Raw genomic sequence first — 16,581 nt, 5'->3', positions numbered from 1 at the left:
ATGTTGACCGATCGCCGCCCCATCCTGCTCGCCAATGCCCGCGTCGTCGATCCCAGCAGGGATTTCGACGGCGTCGGCGACGTTCTCATTGCGGACGGCACCATCCGCGAGACGCGCCGCGGCATCGGCGCGGCCGGCGTCCCCGAGGGCACCGACATCGTCAACTGCTCCGGCAAGATCGTGGCGCCGGGCCTGATCGACATGCGCGCCTTCGTCGGCGAGCCCGGCCTCAGCCATCGCGAGACCTTTGCCTCCGCAAGCCAGGCCGCCGCGACGGGCGGCATCACCACCATCATCTGCCAGCCGGCCACCTCTCCCGTCATCGACAATTCGGCAACCGTCGACTTCGTGATGCGCCGCGCCCGCGACACCGCGATCGTCAACATCCAGCCGATGGCGGCGCTGACCAAGGGCATGCACGGCGAGGAGATGACCGAGTTCGGCCTCCTGAAAGCGGCCGGCGCGGTTGCCTTCAGCGACGGCGACAAGAGCGTGACCAACGCCCAGGTCATGCGACGCGCGCTGACCTACGCCCGCGACTTCGACGCGCTGATCGTGCATCACACCGAGGACCCCAACCTCGTCGGCGAAGGCGTGATGAACGAGGGCGAGTTCGCGACCCGACTTGGCCTGATGGGCATCCCCAATGCCGCCGAAGCCGTGATGCTGGAGCGCGACCTGCGCCTCGTCGCGCTCACCGGCGGCCGCTACCATGCGGCCTCGCTGACCTGCATCGACTCCCTCGACATCCTCCAGCGCGCCCGCGACGCCGGGCTCGCCGTCAGCGCCTCGGTCTCGATCAACCATCTGGCGCTGAACGAGAACGACATCGGCCCCTATCGATCCTTCCTGAAGCTGTCGCCGCCGCTGCGGACCGAGGACGACCGCCGCGCGCTGGTGGCGGCGATCGCCTCCGGCCTCCTCGACGTCATCATGTCCGACCACAATCCGCAGGACGTCGAGGTCAAGCGCCTGCCGTTCGCGGAAGCCGCGCCCGGCGCCATCGGGCTCGAGACCATGCTGCCGGCCGGCCTGCGGCTGGTGCATAATGGCGAACTGGAGCTGAAGACGCTGATCCGGGCGATGTCGACCCGTCCGGCCGAGCTGCTCGGGCTGCCAGGCGGAACCCTGCGCGCCGGGAGCCCCGCCGACGTCATCGTGATCGATCCCGATACGCCCTGGGTGGTCGATCCCGCCGACCTCAAGTCCCCCTGCAAGAACACCCCGTTCGACGAGGCCCGCTTTACAGGCCGCGTGGTGCGCACCATTGTCGGCGGCCGGACGGTCTACGAGCATGTCTGACATACGCGATCGTTCGACACGCGAATCCTGCCTTTGGAGCTGCCGTCATGGGGCTTGAAGCATTTTTGCCGGTGGCCTTCGTCATCGGCTATCTCCTCGGCTCGATTCCGTTCGGGCTGATCCTGACCAGGCTCGCGGGCACCCAGGATATCCGTTCGATCGGCTCCGGCAGCATCGGCGCCACCAATGTGCTGCGCACGGGACGCAAGAGCCTTGCCGCGGGCACCCTGCTGTTCGATGCGCTCAAGGGCACCGTGGCCGTGGTGATCGCCGGCTACATCGCAGGACCCAATGCCGCCATGGTGGCCGGGCTCGGCGCCTTCCTCGGCCACCTCTTCCCGGTCTGGCTCAAGTTCAAGGGCGGCAAGGGCGTCGCCGTCTATATCGGCATCCTGCTTGGCCTGTTCTGGCCGGGCGCCGTCGTGTTCTGCGTGCTGTGGCTGGCGACCGCCTTCACCACCCGCTATTCCTCGCTCTCCGCGCTGGTGGCGGCGTTCATCACGCCGATGTTCCTGTGGTGGTTCGGCCACCTCGCATTGTCGGCGCTGACGGCGGTGCTGACGCTGCTCTTGTTCTACGCGCATCGCGAGAACATCCGGCGCCTGCAAACCGGCAAGGAAAGCCGGATCGGCGAGAAGGCCTAGCTAGAGCGTTTTCGAGCGAAGTGGATGCCGGTTCGCGTCAAGAAAACGCGTCAAACAAAGAATCTGAAGCCGGAAAAAGTACGGATATCGCCGCACACCCTCCGCATTATACGCCAAATCCTGTTCGCAACTTCCGCACCGCTCGGTGCAGACAGTAGCGAACGGGTTCCATGCCTGTCATCCTGACACAGGAAACGGCGTTACGCGGTTGCTCAGAATGAGCGAGATGATTGTCGGCGCACATAACGGGGTTGGTTCGTTCAGTGCTTCCGGCAGCGCGGCAAGCCGGCTGCTCTCGGCGACCAATATCTGGTCCGATGCGCCGCCGCCCGCCCCCGCGCCCGTTTCGCCGCAAGTGCCGCAGCCTGCGCCCGTCGGGCAAGCCGACGCTCCCCGCGACGTCGTGGTCCCCAAGGCTGCACCGGTCGCGCGCCCGCAGGCGCGTTCCGGCCAATGGCCGCCGCGAAGACTCTCGCTGGCGCTCCAGGGCGGCGGCACCTTTGCCGCCTTCACCTGGGGCGTGCTGGAGCGGCTGCTGGAAGAGCCCGAAATTGCGATCGACACCGTCAGCGGCGCCAGCGCCGGCGCCATCAATGCGCTGCTGCTGGCCTGCGGCCTTGCCGAAGGCGGCCGTGAAGGCGCCCGCAGCCGGCTGAACCGGTTCTGGGTCCGACTGATGCACGAGGCCTCGTTCCGCTCGCTGATGCTGGTCGGCGGCTTTTCGCCGGCGGGAAGCTCGGTCGCGTTCGGCCCGACGCTGCGCTCCGGTCAGTTCGATCCGTTCGATCTCGACCCGCTGCGGCAGGCGCTGGCGCGCGACATCAACTTTTCCATCTTGCGCGACCCGCGATGCCCGAAGCTGCTGATCGCGGCGACGCGGATCCGCGACGGGCAGCAGCAGATCTTCGCCAACGACGCCATCACCGCGGACGTCGCGCTGGCCTCGACCTGTCCGCCGCTGGTTCACTGCGCGGTCGAGATCGACGGCGAGGCCTATTGGGACGGCGGCTTCGGCGGCAATCCGCCGCTGCTGCGGCTGGTCCAGGAAACGGTGGCGACGGATCTGCTGCTCGTCCAGGTCACGCCGACGCGCGACGGCTATGTGCCGATCACGCTCGCCGCGATCGACCGCAGGCTCGACCAGATCGTGGCCAACGCCGCCCTCAATGCCGAGATCGCGGCGATCGAATGGGCGCAGTCGCACATGGCCTCTCCGCTGCGGCTCACCAGGATCGCGGCGGAAGACTCCGTTGATGGTCTGGCGCAACGCTCATCGACCGATCTCGGCCGGGGCTTCATTCGCCTGCTGCACCGAAGCGGCCGCGCAGCCGCCGAGCGCTGGCTCGGGCAAGGTGCGGGCGCAACACAGGACGCCGCACCCTCGCGAGCCGAGCTGGCACTGGTCTGATCCTCGCCTACGCCGCAAAGCCTGACGTTCCGGACGTAGCCGCCTCGCTGAGCGGCTCGATCGCCAACCGGTAGCCGGCAAGGCGCGCCATCGGCGCAAACACGGCGAACAGCAGTTTTTGCAGCCAGATCGGTACGCCAGCAAGATACATGTGATCGCGATAGGTGTGCAGCACCAGCGCGATCAGCAGGAAGTTGGGATCGCCAGCGCTGGAGAACCATTTGGGCTGCTTCACCGTGAGCGTTGCGAAATTGGCGAAGAAGCGCAGATGCTGCTGCGCCGGCATGAACGAGACCTCGAACTCGGCGTTACCGTCGCCCGCATTGGCGAAATAATGCGGTCTGCCGCGGGGCACGGTGACGCTGCCGCCGGCGTCCACCAACTGCTCACGCCCGTCGACGACGACCTTGATGCGTCCACTCTTCACTGCAAACTGCTCGTCCGCGCCGGGATGCACGTGTACGAGCGCGTTGCCGCCGCCCGAGCCGCCCTTTTCGAGGATCACACCGAAACGTGCGACGTCACGGTTGTCGAGCAGTCCGGAGAAGACGAACGTCTCCTTGTTGAAGGCATTGCGCAGCCGAGTGCCGCGGGCGAACTCTGTCGACATGTTTGCGTCTCCTTGCGAAGTCTGGAGACGCGCTGGTAGCGGCCTAGGCAACGAACGTATTGTAAAAATCCGACGAGGCGAGTTCGTCATTCCACCCCTGCACTCTGTCGGCCGCAACACGCCGGCAGAACACCTCCGGCGAGCTTCCTGCGAAAGTGCGAAAGTCGCGGATCAGATGCGCCTGGTCGGTGAACCCGCATGCATGCGCGACATCGGCCCAATCGGCGCCGGACCGGCGCGCGGCGATCGCCTGCAGCATCCGCTCGATCCGTGCGAACCGCTTCGCGCTCGCACCGGTCTCGGTCTTGAAGCGGCGCTGAAGGCTGCGTTCGCCGACATCGAGGCAATCGGCGAGCCCGCGCATCGAGATCGCCGGATTCCGCCTGATAGCCCGCATCGCCTGTGCAACCAGCGGATCGAGCCGTGACGGCCTCCGCCTCTGCTCGAGAAAGCCCTGCATGCAAGTCACGCGCGCAGCCGCGCTGCCAGCCCCGGCGAGGCGTTCTTCAAGACATGCAGCAGCGTTGTCGCCGAAGATATCTGAGATTTCGACGCTGGCATCGAGCAGCTCGGCAGGCTTGACCCCGAGCACGCGATCGGCCGCCTCGGGCTTCAACCGCACCAGCACGACACCGACCGGACCACTCGGCTTCAGCGCCGCCGCGCGCGTGTGCATGCCTTTGACGGTGCGCTTGTAGACTCCGCGTTGCGAGGCCATTGGCGATCGATAGTGCACGATCAGCACCGGCGACGTCGCCGGTAGCACCTTGATCGTTCGCGCGCAGGCGGTCGCGGCATCCGCGAGATCGACATCACAAAGCGCCTCGACGATCTCGCCGAGACTTTCGCTCGCAGCGAAGAATTGTGGGCCGCGCGGACCCTGTCGGTGCGGAAGAGCCATGAATTCAGTTGGTCGTCCGAGCGGCGGCGCAGTTGCCTCCGCCGCGTTTACATACAGTTGAGGGCACGCTCACGCCCGCGCCAGCGCGTTCTCCAGGAACCACGCCGTCGCAAGCGCGAGCGGATCGTTGCCGAAGCGGGCGATCACCTGCACACCGATCGGCAGGCCGCCGACCTTGAGGACAGGCACGTTGACGCAAGGATTGCCCATCAGCGTCCAGAGCCGGTTGTAGCGAGGATCGCCTGTGGTCGCGAGCTCCTTGGCCGGCGCCGTGCCCGGCGCCGAATAGGTCAAGAGCACGTCGACACCCTCGAACAGCTCGCCTAGCTCGCGGCGGCCGCGACGGCTGACCCGGCGCGCCTCGTCATATTCCTTCGGCGTCAGTCCCGCCGTCGCATCGAGACTGGCGCGCAGCATCGGCGCGATCTCGTCGTGACGCTCGGAAAACTCCCAGGCCAGCGCGCGATGCGCCTCGAAATCCTGAATGACAGGATGGATGCGCCAGGCTTCCTGCACCGCCTCGGGCAGATCGATGGTCTGCACGCTGGCACCGGCGCGCTCGGCCGCCTTGATGGCAGCTTGCAGCCCCTGCTCGGCCGCCGGCTCCACGGCGCCCGCGAATTCCTGCCTGACCACGCCGATCCGCGGCGATTTCGCCGCGACGATGCCGGAGAACTCCGTGCGCCCCGTCATCGCGAGCAGCCCACGCGCGAGATCCTCAGCGCGCGCGCCGAACAGGCCGACGGTGTCGAGCGCCCACGAGTAGCATTTCACACCGACCGTCGGCAGCATCCGGAACGACGGCTTGATCGCGGCCGTCCCGCAATAGGCAGCGGGCCGGATCACCGAGCCGCCGGTCTGGGTGCCCAGCGCCAGCGGGATCATCCCGGCGCCGACGGCCGCCGCCGAGCCCGAGGAGGATCCGCCCGGCGAATGACCTGTATTGTGGGGATTGCGCGTCGGCGTCGGATCGCGCGAGGCGAACGCGGTCGTGGTGGTCTTGCCTATGATGGTGGCCCCTGCCCGCTTCAGCATCATCACGACCGGCGCATCGGCGCGCGGCTGCCAGCCGCGGTAGATCTCCGAGCCCATCTCGGTCGGCATGTTGGCGGTGTCGATGATGTCCTTGATGCCAACCGCGATGCCGCGCAGCGGCCCGGAGCCTTGCGCCTTCGCCGATTTGTCGTGGCGGACGAAGGCGTGGACGTCCTTCTCCTTGGCTTCGATCGCCGCATGCGATTGCGCGATGGCGGCGTCAGGCGAAAGCTCGCCCGCTTCGATGCGGCGCTGGAGGTCGGCAAGTGAGATCATGGCAAAACCCTTCTTATTGGGATCGCTTTTAGCATCGCAGCAAGGTCGCGCAAGCGCAGGTGACTGTTGCGCAACGCCCTCAGGTTGTTCCATGCTGTCCCTGCAAGGAGACACCGTGGACGCCATCAATCCCAGCGTGGAGCTGACCGAGCCTGACAGGATCGACCGCCTGCGGCTGATCCGCTCCGACAATGTCGGGCCGCGCACCTTCCGTTCGCTGGTCGATCATTTCGGCACCGCGCGGCTAGCGCTGGAGCGACTGCCGGATCTCGCCCGCCGCGGCGGTGCGCAGCGAACGGGTCGCATCTGTAGTGCCGATGAAGCGAAGGCCGAGCTTGCCGCAAGCCGCAAGTTCGGCATCGCCTGGCTGGCGCCCGGCGAGGACGGCTATCCGGCGCGGCTGGCGATGATCGACGATGCGCCGCCGCTGCTCGCCGTGCGCGGCGACACGAAAACCTTGACGCGGCCGATGATCGCCATCGTCGGCTCGCGCAACGCCTCGGGCGCCGGCTTGAAGTTCGCCGGCCAGCTCGCGCGCGAACTCGGCGAGGCCGGCTTCGTCGTCATCTCGGGCCTCGCCCGCGGCGTCGATCAGGCCGCGCATCGCGCCAGCGTCGAGAGCGGCACGATCGCGGTGCTGGCCGGCGGGCATGATTGCATCTATCCGCCCGAGCATGGCGATCTGCTCGCCGCGATCCTCGGTCACGCCGGCGCTGCGATCTCCGAGATGCCGCTCGGCCACGAGCCACGCGCGCGCGACTTCCCCCGCCGCAACCGGCTGATCTCGGGCGCCTCGCTCGGCGTCGTCGTGGTGGAAGCGGCGCACCGCTCGGGCTCGCTGATCACCGCGCGCATGGCGGCTGAAGAGGGGCGCGAGGTGTTCGCGGTGCCCGGCTCGCCGCTCGATCCGCGCGCGGCAGGCGCCAACGATCTGATCAAGCAGGGCGCGACGCTCGTCACCGAGGCCGCCGACATCATCAACGCGGTTCAGCCGATCATGGAGCGGCCGCTGATGCATCCCGCAGGCGAGCCCGACAGCGAGCCGTTCGAGAGCGATCCGCAGGGCCATGACCGCGACCAGATCACCAACCTGCTCGGTCCGGCGCCTGTTACGATCGATGATCTCGTGCGGATGTCCGGCGCCTCGCCTGCGATCGTGCGCACGGTGCTGCTGGAGCTCGAACTCGCCGGCAGGCTCGAGCGCCACGGTGGCGGGTTGGTCTCGCTGCTTTAGCCGTCGTTGCGCTCGTCAAACCGCGTGCGCGCGGCCGCGATCTGCGCCTGGTGCTCGATCGCCCACTCGCCGAGGGCCTTCACCGGCTGCTGAAGACCGCGGCCGAGATCGGTGAGCTCGTAATCGACGCGGGGCGGGATGGTCGGGAAGATCGTGCGCGTGACGAGGCCGTCGCGCTCGAGGCCGCGCAGCGTCAAGGTCAGCATCCGCTGCGAGATGCCGTTGATCATTCGCTTCAGCTCGTTGAAGCGCTTCGGCCCGTCGCTGAGCATCATGATGACGAACACGCTCCATTTGTCGCCGACGCGGGACAGGATGGAGGCGACCCCACGGCAGTCCGCATGGTTGGGATCCGGCATTGGATCGGGACGCTGATTTGGCCTTGGATTTGGCCTCGGCGGAGCAGGCAAATCGGTGTTCTCAGGTTTCAATGATGTGCCCATGGCTCAAAAAAGTGCGTTCTTGCGAGGATTTCGACAGTCACTCATGTAGCGCTGGTTACAAACCTATACCAGGGTGACCCCAAATGAAACTGCTCCACATCGACTCCAGCGTCCTCGGCCCCCACTCCGTCAGCCGGCAGGTCTCCGCCGCCATCGTCGACCGGCTCCGGCAGGCGACGCCCGGTCTCGACGTAACCTATCGCGACCTGACCCAGACCCCGCTTGCCCATCTCTCCGGCTCGCATCTCGCGGCCGCGCAAGGCGCCCCCGCGCCGGCGGAACTCGCGCCCGATCTTGCCGCAAGCGCGGCCGTGCTGGACGAGTTCCTGGGCGCCGACGTCGTCGTCGTCGGTGCCCCCATGTACAACTTCACCATTCCGAGCCAGCTCAAGGCCTGGATCGACCGCATCATGGTGGTGGGGAAGACTTTTAAATATGGCGCGGCCGGGCCGGAGGGGCTCGCCGGCGGCAAGCGCGTGATCGTCGCGATCTCGCGCGGCGGCTATTACGGCGCGGGCTCGCCCGCCGCCGCGCTGGAGCATCTCGAAAGCTATCTGCGCGGCGTGTTCGGCTTCATGGGCATCTACAATGCCGAATTCATCATCGCCGACGGCATCCAGGTCGGACCGGATCACCGCGAGAAAGCGCTCGCGGGCGCGCTTCAAGCGGCCACCAGCCTGCGGGCGGCCTGACGCCGCGCCGAGATCGGCCGCCGCCGAAATGCGGCGGCTGACGGCTGCACGATCTGCAAAGCTGGAACCAGACGCCCTAAATGCCCAGGATCACGGCAACGAGCGAGACGAACAGGCCGATGCCGGAAAACAACGCGATGGCGACGAACTCGGACGTGTCGGAGCGCTTGGCCGGAACGGCGGATCTTTCGGTGAAGATGCGCGGCGATGAAAGCGACGAGAAAAAGCGGGCTGCTTTCGGCATGCTAGACTCCTTATAGATAATGAGTCTGCCCCGCCCCATAAGAGGGTCTTCCCAGCTCGCGCGAAGGTTCAACGCCGCGCGCAAAGGTTAGGTTCAGTCAATGATCCCGCAAGACGTCGGAACCGGTCGGCGCAACCCATAGACTGCGCCGGCCAGTTCGATTTCGCCTGGTTTGATCAGCCGCGATAGATCGGCGCGCCGCTCGGGGAGGCCACCGCGCCGCCATCGACGAAGATTTCCTGGCCCTGGACATGCGCGGAATCATCGGAGGCGAGGAACAGCACCGTCTTCGCAACGTGATCCGTTTCACCGATGCGGCCGAGCGGCGTCGATAGCGCGATCCGCTTCTCGAACGCCTTCTCGGCTTCGGGCGTCGCGGTCGCGGGGCCCCAGATCGGGGTGCGGATCGCGCCGGGCGCCACGACATTGACGCGGATTCCGCGCGGCGACAGCTCCGAGGCCATGATCCGCGCCATCGCCCGCACGCCGGCCTTCGCGGCACCGTAAGCGGAGTAACCGGGAATGCCGAGCACGGAGATCACCGAACCGTTGAGGATGATCGAGGCATTGTCGTTGAGATAGGGCAGCGCCGACTGCACGGTGAAGAACACGCCGGTCAGATTGGTGCTGATGACCTTCTCGAAGACTTCGGGCGTCGCCGAGCCCAGCGGCGTGCCGCCGGCGATGCCGGCATTGGCAAACACGATGTCGAACTTGCCGAACTTTTCCCCGCCCTGCTTGATGGCGGCTTCGGTCGCGGCGATGTCGGTGGCATCGGCGGCGAGTGCGAGCGCGTTCGGCCCGAGTTCCTTCGCGGCAGCCTCCAGCGTCTGCTTGTTGCGCCCGGTGATCACCACCTTGGCGCCTTCGGCCGCGAACAGCTTTGCCGTCGCAAGCCCGATGCCGCTGTTGCCGCCCGTAATCAATGCCGTCTTGTCCTTCAGTCTCACGCTCGCCTCCAGTAGTTGCATGATGAAACTAGATTGCCATCTAGGGCACATGGTTTTATGATGCAACCACACAAGCGCGTGATCGGCGCCGGCGCCGTGCGAATGCGACAGGACAGACCGCGATGGTTAAACGAACCAGCTTCGAGGGCGATTCCTGCCCGATCGCACGCTCGCTGGAGGCGCTCGGCGACTGGTGGTCGCTGCTGATCATCCGCGAGGCGCTGTTCGGCGTCCGCCGCTTCGGCGAATTCCAGAGCAGGCTCGGCATGGCCAAGAACATCCTGTCGGCCCGCCTGCGATCGCTGGTCGACCACGGCATTCTCGAGACCGCCCCCGCCTCCGACGGCAGCGCCTATCAGGAATATCTGCTGACGCCGAAGGGCCGCGGCACCTTCCCGATCCTGGTCGCACTGCGGCAATGGAGCGAGGCGTTCGACGATCACCCCGAGGAGATCGCGACCATCCTGGTCGATCGTGCGAAAGGCCGCCCGGTGAAGAAGCTGGAAATGCGCGCCGAGGACGGGCGGCTGCTCAATCCCGCCGACACCACGCTGAAGCCGCGGCCGGCGCGACGGCGGTCGGCTTGACGGCGCACGCGTGGCCCGCCACAGCGTCATTGCGAGCCCCCAATTTCTCACCGTCAGCCTGAGGTGCTCGCCTCTTCGGCGAGCCTCGAAGGGCGACGGCCCGGCTTTCTCCGCGCGGCTGCATCTCGGCCGTTCATCCTTCGAGGCTCCCGGCGCGATGCCTGGCATCGCGCCACTCGCGCCTCAGGATGACGGGACTGACAATGACGCAAGGCTCACGACAGCTTGCGCTTGGTCCGCAGCCGCAGATGCTCGTCGGCCTCCAGCTTGGTCATGCCCAGGAGATAATGCAGCACGTCGAGCTTGTGGCGCTCGGCGAGCTTGCGCAATGCTCCGGTCTGCTCGGCGATGAAGGCCACCGCCTCGTCCGCGCCGCCCTCCCCTGGTTCCTCGTGACGCGAGCCTCCCCGCGCGCCCGACGCGGCACGCTTCCGTTTCTTTGGCTTAGTTACCAAGACCCCACCCGAATCCATGGCCCCAACAGCAACATTACGCCCACATCGACCGCAACTCCAAGGTGGTATTCTGCAACTTTCTCGATATGAAACTTTTCCCATCGAGGCGGCTCTCAACACCCCTCGATTTGACAGCGGAGGCCGCACCACCCATGTTCGGGTCGAAACGGCCGACCCGAGTCCTTTCGTTTTCGGCCCAAGATTTCCCCGTAAGTTACTGGAACTACATGAATATCGTCATCGTGGAGTCGCCGGCGAAAGCCAAGACGATCAACAAATATTTGGGCTCGTCCTATGAGGTTCTGGCCTCGTTCGGCCATGTCCGCGACCTGCCCGCGAAGAACGGCTCCGTCGATCCCGATGCCAATTTCAAGATGATCTGGGAGGTCGATCCCAAGGCGGCGGGCCGGCTCAACGAGATCGCCAGGTCCCTGAAGGGCGCCGACCGCCTGATTCTCGCCACCGACCCTGATCGCGAGGGCGAGGCCATCTCCTGGCACGTGCTGGAGGTGCTGAAGGAAAAGCGCGCGCTGAAGGACCAGAAGATCGAGCGGGTGGTGTTCAACGCCATCACCAAGCAGGCGGTCTCCGACGCGATGAAGCATCCGCGCCAGATCGACGGCGCGCTGGTCGACGCCTACATGGCGCGCCGCGCGCTCGACTATCTGGTCGGCTTCACCCTCTCCCCCGTGCTGTGGCGCAAGCTGCCGGGCGCGCGCTCGGCCGGCCGCGTGCAGTCGGTGGCGCTGCGCCTCGTCTGCGACCGCGAGCTCGAGATCGAGAAGTTCGTGCCGCGCGAATACTGGTCGCTGATCGCGACCCTGCTCACCCCCCGCGGCGACACCTTCGAGGCCCGCCTCGTCGGCGCCGACGGCAAGAAGATCCAGCGTCTCGACATCGGCACCGGCGCCGAAGCCGAAGACTTCAAGAAGGCGCTGGAGGCAGCCAGCTACACCGTGACCGCGGTCGATGCCAAGCCGGCCCGGCGCAATCCGCAGGCGCCCTTCACCACCTCCACGCTGCAGCAGGAAGCCAGCCGCAAATACGGCTTTGCGCCGGCGCACACCATGCGCATCGCCCAGCGCCTTTATGAGGGCATCGACATCGGCGGCGAGACCACCGGACTCATTACTTATATGCGTACCGACGGCGTGCAGATCGATCCGTCCGCGATCACCCAGGCGCGCAAGGTGATCGGCGAGGATTACGGCAACGCCTACGTGCCCGACGCGCCCCGCCAGTACCAGGCCAAGGCCAAGAACGCCCAGGAAGCGCACGAAGCGATCCGCCCGACCGACCTGTCCCGCCGCCCCGACAGCCTGAGCCGCAAGCTCGATGCCGATCAGGCGAAGCTCTACGAGCTGATCTGGAAGCGAACGATTGCGAGCCAGATGGAATCCGCCGAGCTCGAGCGCACCACGGTCGACATCGTGGCGAAGGCAGGCTCCCGCACGCTGGAGCTGCGCGCCACCGGCCAGGTCGTCAAGTTCGACGGCTTCCTGGCGCTCTACCAGGAAGGCCGCGACGACGAGGAAGACGAGGATTCCCGCCGCCTGCCCGCGATGAGCCCGAACGACGCCCTGAAGCGGCAGAGTCTGTCCGTCACCCAGCACTTCACCGAGCCGCCGCCGCGCTTCTCGGAAGCATCCCTCGTCAAGCGCATGGAAGAGCTCGGCATCGGCCGGCCCTCGACCTATGCCTCGATCCTCCAAGTCCTGAAGGACCGCGGCTACGTCAAGCTGGAGAAGAAGCGCCTGCACGGCGAGGACAAGGGCCGCGTCGTGATCGCGTTCCTGGAGAGCTTCTTCAGCCGCTACGTCGAATACGATTTCACCGCGGCCCTTGAAGAACAGCTCGACCGCATCTCCAACAACGAGATTTCCTGGCAGCAGGTGCTCAAGGATTTCTGGCGCGACTTCATCGGCGCCGTCGACGACATCAAGGATTTGCGCGTCGCGCAGGTGCTCGACGTGCTCGACGAGATGCTGGGGCCGCACATCTATCCGCCGCGCGCCGACGGCGGCGACGTCCGCCAGTGCCCGAACTGCGGCACCGGCCGGCTGAACCTCAAGGCCGGCAAGTTCGGCGCCTTCGTCGGCTGCTCGAACTATCCGGAATGCCGCTACACCCGTCAGCTCGCCGCCGACAGCGAGGCGACCGCCGACCGTTCGCTGGGCCAGGATCCCGACACCGGCTTCGACGTCTGGGTCAAGGCCGGCCGCTTCGGGCCCTACATCCAGCTCGGCGAGCAGAAGGATTATGCGGAAGGCGAGAAGCCCAAGCGCGCCGGCATCCCAAAGGGCACCTCGCCCGGCGATGTCGACCTCGAGCTCGCGCTGAAGTTGCTGTCGCTGCCGCGTGAGATCGGCAAGCACCCGGAAACCGGCCAGCCGATCGTCGCCGGCCTCGGCCGCTTCGGGCCGTTCGTGAAGCACGAGAAGACCTACGCCAGCCTGGAAGCCGGCGACGAAGTGTTCGACATCGGCCTCAACCGCGCGGTGACGTTGATCGCGGAAAAGGTCGCCAAAGGCCCGAGCCGCCGCTTCGGCGCGGATCCCGGCAAGGCGCTCGGCGATCATCCGACGCTCGGCACCGTCACCGTCAAGAGCGGCCGCTACGGCGCCTATGTCACGGCCGGCGGCGTCAACGCGACGATCCCGGCCGAGTTCGAGAAGGATACCATCACCCTGCCGCAGGCGATCGCGCTGATCGACGAGCGCGCCGCCAAGGGCGGTGGCAAGGGCGGCGGCAAGGCCAAGACCACCAAGGCGGCGAAGAAAGCGGCCAAGCCGGCCAAGGCCAGGAAGACTGCAGAGAAAACAGCGGACGGCGAAGACGCCGCGCCGAAACCGAAGACGCCGGCCGCGAAGAAAGCCGCGGCCAAAACCAAATCCGAATCTACCAGCAAGGCGCGCGCCGCCGTGTCGTCGACTGCCAAGACGTCACCGACCAAGGCAGCCGCCCCCAAGAATCCTGCAAATACTCCGGCCAAGAAGAGTGCCGGCAAGAGTTAGAGGCTAAGTGAAACGCAAGAATGACCATGGCTTTCCCGACAGGAACGCCATCGTCGCCTTCATCAAGGCAAATCAGGGAAAGGTCGGGACCCGCGAAATTGCACGCGAGTTCGGCCTGAAGAACGCCGACCGTGCCGAGCTCAGGCGCATGCTGCGCGAGCTCGCCGACGACGGCATCGTCAAGAAGAAGCGCCACACGATCTCGGAGCCGGACACGCTTCCGCCGACGCTGCTCGCCGACATCACCGGCCGCGACAGCGACGGCGAATTGATCGCCTCTCCCGCCGAATGGGACGAGGTCGAGAGCGGCGAGCCGCCGAAGATCCTCATCGAGATGCCGCGCCGGCCGAAACCCGGCACCGCCGCCGGTGTCGGCGACCGCGCGCTGCTGCGCATCGAGCGCTCGGAGGAGACCGAAGGCCCCGCCTGGCGCGGCCGCATCATCAAGGTCATCGACAAGGCCAAGAGCCGCATCCTCGGCGTGTTCCGCGAGCTTCCCGAAGGCGGCGGACGGCTCGTTCCCGTCGACAAGAAATTCGCCGACCGTGAGCTGAACATCGCCAAGGCCGATACAGGTGGCGCGCAGGATGGCGACCTCGTCAGCGTCGACATCGTCCGCTCGCGCGGCTTCGGCCTGGCCTCAGGCCGCGTCAAGGAGAAGCTCGGCTCGGTCAAGTCCGAGAAGGCGATCAGCCTGATCGCGATCTACGCTCACGACATCCCGCTGCAATTCTCCGCCGCCGCCGAGCACGAGGCGGAGGCGGCCGAGCCCGCCAATCTCAAGGGACGCGAGGACTGGCGCGACGTCCCGCTCGTCACGATCGATCCGCCGGACGCAAAAGATCACGACGACGCGGTGCAGGCGCAGCCCGACGACGATCCCAACAACAAGGGCGGCTTCATCGTCAACGTCGCCATCGCCGATGTCAGCTTCTACGTCCGGCCCGGCACTGCGCTCGACCGCGACGCGCTCGACCGCGGCAATTCGGTCTATTTCCCCGACCGCGTCGTGCCGATGCTGCCCGAGCGCATCTCCAACAATCTCTGCTCGCTGGTGCCCGGCGAGCCGCGCGGCGCGCTCGCGGTTCGCATGGTGCTCGGCCCCGACGGGCGCAAGCGCTCGCACAGCTTCCACCGCATCCTGATGCGCTCGGCGGCCAAGTTGAGCTACGCGCAGGCCCAGGCCGCGATCGACGGGCGGCCGGATGACACGACCGGCCCCCTGCTCGAGCCGATCCTGAAGCCGCTCTATGCCGCCTATGCCTGCGCCAAGCGCGCACGCGACGAGCGCGATCCGCTCAATCTCGATCTGCCCGAGCGCAAGATCCTGCTGAAGAGCGACGGCACGGTCGACCGCGTCGTCGTGCCTGAGCGGCTCGATGCGCACAAGCTGATCGAGGAGTTCATGATCCTCGCCAACGTTGCGGCAGCCGAGATGCTGGAGAAGAAATCGCTGCCGCTGATCTACCGCGTGCACGACGAGCCGACGCTGGAGAAGGTGCACGCGCTCGCGGAATTTCTGGAGACGCTCGACGTCCCCTTCACGAAATCAGGCGCGCTGCGCCCGACGCTGTTCAACCGCGTGCTGGCCCAGCTGGAAGGCCATGACTACTATCCGCTGGTGAGCGAAGTCGTGCTGCGCGCCCAGGCGCAGGCCGAATATTCCTCCGAGAACTACGGCCATTTCGGCCTGAACCTGCGCCGCTATGCGCATTTCACCTCGCCGATCCGCCGCTATGCCGACCTCGTCGTGCACCGTGCGCTGGTCCGTGCGCTCGGCCTCGGTGAAGGCGCCCTGCCCGACAGCGAGACGCCGGAGACCTTGAGCGAAGTCGCCGCCCACATCTCTGTGACCGAACGGCGCGCGATGAAGGCGGAGCGCGAGACCGTCGACCGCCTGATCGCCCATCATCTCGCCGATCGCATCGGCGCAAGTTTCCAGGGCCGTGTCTCCGGCGTCACGCGCGCGGGCCTGTTCGTCAAGCTGAGCGAGACCGGCGCCGACGGGCTGATCCCGATCCGATCCCTCGGCACGGAATATTTCAACTATGACGAGAGCCGTCACGCGCTGGTCGGCACACGCAGCGGCACGACGTATCAGCTCGGTGACGTCGTCGATGTCCGTCTGATAGAAGTAGCCCCGGTTGCGGGCGCACTGCGCTTCGAGCTGCTGTCGTCGGAGAGCGAGAGCTCACCAAGGGAGCGCAGGCCGTTCCGCCCGCAGCGAAAATCATCCAAGCCGCATCCTGGACGCAGCCCGGAGAGAAAACGCAAGCCGGAGAAGAAAAAGCCCGGCAAGGGGAAGAAGAGCAAGAGCAAAGGCAAGGGACAGAAGGGCAAGGCATGGTGACGATGAGCACGGCCCCGAAGATCTGGACGCGCGAGAGCGGCCTCGTCGAGAAGCGCGACCTCTGGACGGCAATGAAGCGCGGTTTTCGCGGCCGCTGCCCGCGCTGCGGCGAGGGAAAGCTGTTCCGCGCCTTCCTGAAGACGGCGGACAATTGCGCGACATGCGGCCTCGATTTCACGCCGCATCGCGCCGACGATCTGCCCGCCTATCTCGTCATCGTCATCGTCGGCCACGTCGTGGTGCCGGGCGTTTTGTGGATCGAGACCAACTACACCACGCCGGTCTGGATCAGCTTCGCGGCCTACCTGCCCTTCACCCTCGTCGCCTCGCTCGCGCTGCTGCAGCCGGTAAAGGGAGCTGTGGTCGGCTTGCAATGGGCTCTGCGCATGCACGGGTTTGACGAGAACCCTCCGGATGGTATTCCGCCTGTGTAAGC

16 protein-coding genes are annotated in these 16,581 nt (G+C 66.5%); 9 read left to right on the top strand and 7 right to left on the bottom strand.

The annotated features are described in order from the left end of the window. The 3 genes from AC1RQP_RS32720 to AC1RQP_RS32710 all read left to right on the top strand — a co-directional run bounded on the left by AC1RQP_RS32720 (position 1) and on the right by AC1RQP_RS32710 (position 3,354). Positions 1–1,302, top strand: a complete 1,302-nt coding sequence (locus tag AC1RQP_RS32720; protein WP_492941163.1) for a dihydroorotase — start codon at positions 1–3, stop codon at positions 1,300–1,302. 47 nt (positions 1,303–1,349) lie between these two features. Beyond that, positions 1,350–1,946: a glycerol-3-phosphate 1-O-acyltransferase PlsY gene (plsY, locus tag AC1RQP_RS32715; protein WP_492941110.1), complete on the top strand. Its 597-nt coding sequence runs from the start codon at positions 1,350–1,352 to the stop codon at positions 1,944–1,946. Between the two features lie 217 nt (positions 1,947–2,163). After that, positions 2,164–3,354 (top strand): patatin-like phospholipase family protein, encoded by a 1,191-nt coding sequence (locus AC1RQP_RS32710; protein ID WP_492941108.1) that lies wholly within the window; start codon positions 2,164–2,166, stop codon positions 3,352–3,354. Between the two features lie 7 nt (positions 3,355–3,361). On the opposite strand, the gene AC1RQP_RS32705 is transcribed toward AC1RQP_RS32710, so the two are convergent. The 3 genes from AC1RQP_RS32705 to AC1RQP_RS32695 form a co-directional block, all read right to left on the bottom strand. After that, positions 3,362–3,964 (bottom strand): cupin domain-containing protein, encoded by a 603-nt coding sequence (locus AC1RQP_RS32705; RefSeq protein WP_492941106.1) that lies wholly within the window; start codon positions 3,962–3,964, stop codon positions 3,362–3,364. A gap of 43 nt (positions 3,965–4,007) precedes the next feature. After that, a complete protein-coding gene (locus AC1RQP_RS32700; RefSeq protein ID WP_239623990.1) occupies positions 4,008–4,865 on the bottom strand; it encodes a helix-turn-helix domain-containing protein in 858 nt (285 codons plus the stop codon). A 69-nt stretch (positions 4,866–4,934) separates the two neighbouring features. Continuing rightward, positions 4,935–6,176: an amidase gene (locus AC1RQP_RS32695; RefSeq protein WP_492941104.1), complete on the bottom strand. Its 1,242-nt coding sequence runs from the start codon at positions 6,174–6,176 to the stop codon at positions 4,935–4,937. A 91-nt stretch (positions 6,177–6,267) separates the two neighbouring features. Between AC1RQP_RS32695 and dprA the strand changes: the two genes are divergently transcribed. Beyond that, complete coding sequence (gene dprA / locus AC1RQP_RS32690; protein WP_492941102.1) at positions 6,268–7,410, top strand: DNA-processing protein DprA; 1,143 nt, start codon at positions 6,268–6,270, stop codon at positions 7,408–7,410. Here the strand turns inward: dprA and AC1RQP_RS32685 are convergent. Further along, the gene (locus tag AC1RQP_RS32685) at positions 7,407–7,853 is read right to left on the bottom strand and encodes a winged helix-turn-helix transcriptional regulator (RefSeq protein ID WP_492941100.1); all 447 of its coding nucleotides are present in this window, start codon (positions 7,851–7,853) and stop codon (positions 7,407–7,409) included. The two genes, dprA and AC1RQP_RS32685, sit on opposite strands and share 4 nt — an antisense overlap. An 83-nt stretch (positions 7,854–7,936) precedes the next feature. On the opposite strand from AC1RQP_RS32685, the gene AC1RQP_RS32680 reads away from it, so the two are divergent. Then, positions 7,937–8,545 (top strand): FMN-dependent NADH-azoreductase, encoded by a 609-nt coding sequence (locus tag AC1RQP_RS32680; protein WP_492941098.1) that lies wholly within the window; start codon positions 7,937–7,939, stop codon positions 8,543–8,545. A 76-nt stretch (positions 8,546–8,621) separates the two neighbouring features. Here AC1RQP_RS32680 and AC1RQP_RS32675 read toward each other — a convergent pair whose 3' ends face one another. Both AC1RQP_RS32675 and AC1RQP_RS32670 read right to left on the bottom strand, forming a co-directional pair. Next, positions 8,622–8,789: a hypothetical protein gene (locus AC1RQP_RS32675; protein WP_448031437.1), complete on the bottom strand. Its 168-nt coding sequence runs from the start codon at positions 8,787–8,789 to the stop codon at positions 8,622–8,624. A 176-nt stretch (positions 8,790–8,965) separates the two neighbouring features. Further along, positions 8,966–9,739, bottom strand: coding sequence for an SDR family oxidoreductase (locus tag AC1RQP_RS32670; protein ID WP_239624003.1), 774 nt, complete (start codon positions 9,737–9,739; stop codon positions 8,966–8,968). Between the two features lie 122 nt (positions 9,740–9,861). On the opposite strand from AC1RQP_RS32670, the gene AC1RQP_RS32665 reads away from it, so the two are divergent. Further along, positions 9,862–10,326: a winged helix-turn-helix transcriptional regulator gene (locus tag AC1RQP_RS32665; protein WP_492941096.1), complete on the top strand. Its 465-nt coding sequence runs from the start codon at positions 9,862–9,864 to the stop codon at positions 10,324–10,326. 215 nt (positions 10,327–10,541) lie between these two features. Here the strand turns inward: AC1RQP_RS32665 and AC1RQP_RS32660 are convergent, their stop codons facing one another. Then, a complete protein-coding gene (locus AC1RQP_RS32660) occupies positions 10,542–10,685 on the bottom strand; it encodes a hypothetical protein (RefSeq protein ID WP_225150133.1) in 144 nt (47 codons plus the stop codon). A 323-nt stretch (positions 10,686–11,008) separates the two neighbouring features. On the opposite strand from AC1RQP_RS32660, the gene topA reads away from it, so the two are divergent. Genes topA through AC1RQP_RS32645 form a run of 3 tightly spaced genes read left to right on the top strand, consistent with a single transcriptional unit; the run spans position 11,009 to position 16,579 of the window. Continuing rightward, entirely contained in the window at positions 11,009–13,795 is a 2,787-nt protein-coding gene (gene topA / locus AC1RQP_RS32655; RefSeq protein ID WP_492941094.1) for a type I DNA topoisomerase, read from the top strand. Positions 13,796–13,802: 7 nt separating this feature from the next. Continuing rightward, entirely contained in the window at positions 13,803–16,145 is a 2,343-nt protein-coding gene (gene rnr, locus AC1RQP_RS32650; protein WP_492941092.1) for a ribonuclease R, read from the top strand. Then, a complete protein-coding gene (locus AC1RQP_RS32645; protein ID WP_239624013.1) occupies positions 16,139–16,579 on the top strand; it encodes a DUF983 domain-containing protein in 441 nt (146 codons plus the stop codon). The genes rnr and AC1RQP_RS32645 overlap by 7 nt, the downstream gene beginning before the upstream one ends. Positions 16,580–16,581: the final 2 nt, after the last annotated feature.

Source organism: Bradyrhizobium sp. GW821-FHT13H06 (assembly GCF_058803975.1).
The sequence above is the reverse complement of the archived record's forward strand: the minus strand, read 5'-3'. Positions and strand labels throughout refer to the sequence as shown.

What these genes read in the sequence shown, in the direction of transcription:
- AC1RQP_RS32665 (WP_492941096.1), top strand. Translation starts at nt 9,862, where the DNA reads ATGGTTAAACGAACCAGCTTCGAGGGCGATTCCTGCCCGATCGCACGC.
- plsY (WP_492941110.1), top strand. Translation starts at nt 1,350, where the DNA reads ATGGGGCTTGAAGCATTTTTGCCGGTGGCCTTCGTCATCGGCTATCTC.
- AC1RQP_RS32705 (WP_492941106.1), bottom strand. Translation starts at nt 3,964, where the DNA reads ATGTCGACAGAGTTCGCCCGCGGCACTCGGCTGCGCAATGCCTTCAAC.
- AC1RQP_RS32710 (WP_492941108.1), top strand. Translation starts at nt 2,164, where the DNA reads ATGAGCGAGATGATTGTCGGCGCACATAACGGGGTTGGTTCGTTCAGT.
- topA (WP_492941094.1), top strand. Translation starts at nt 11,009, where the DNA reads ATGAATATCGTCATCGTGGAGTCGCCGGCGAAAGCCAAGACGATCAAC.
- AC1RQP_RS32680 (WP_492941098.1), top strand. Translation starts at nt 7,937, where the DNA reads ATGAAACTGCTCCACATCGACTCCAGCGTCCTCGGCCCCCACTCCGTC.
- AC1RQP_RS32645 (WP_239624013.1), top strand. Translation starts at nt 16,139, where the DNA reads ATGGTGACGATGAGCACGGCCCCGAAGATCTGGACGCGCGAGAGCGGC.
- AC1RQP_RS32720 (WP_492941163.1), top strand. Translation starts at nt 1, where the DNA reads ATGTTGACCGATCGCCGCCCCATCCTGCTCGCCAATGCCCGCGTCGTC.
- dprA (WP_492941102.1), top strand. Translation starts at nt 6,268, where the DNA reads ATGCTGTCCCTGCAAGGAGACACCGTGGACGCCATCAATCCCAGCGTG.
- AC1RQP_RS32695 (WP_492941104.1), bottom strand. Translation starts at nt 6,176, where the DNA reads ATGATCTCACTTGCCGACCTCCAGCGCCGCATCGAAGCGGGCGAGCTT.
- AC1RQP_RS32675 (WP_448031437.1), bottom strand. Translation starts at nt 8,789, where the DNA reads ATGCCGAAAGCAGCCCGCTTTTTCTCGTCGCTTTCATCGCCGCGCATC.
- AC1RQP_RS32700 (WP_239623990.1), bottom strand. Translation starts at nt 4,865, where the DNA reads ATGGCTCTTCCGCACCGACAGGGTCCGCGCGGCCCACAATTCTTCGCT.
- AC1RQP_RS32685 (WP_492941100.1), bottom strand. Translation starts at nt 7,853, where the DNA reads ATGGGCACATCATTGAAACCTGAGAACACCGATTTGCCTGCTCCGCCG.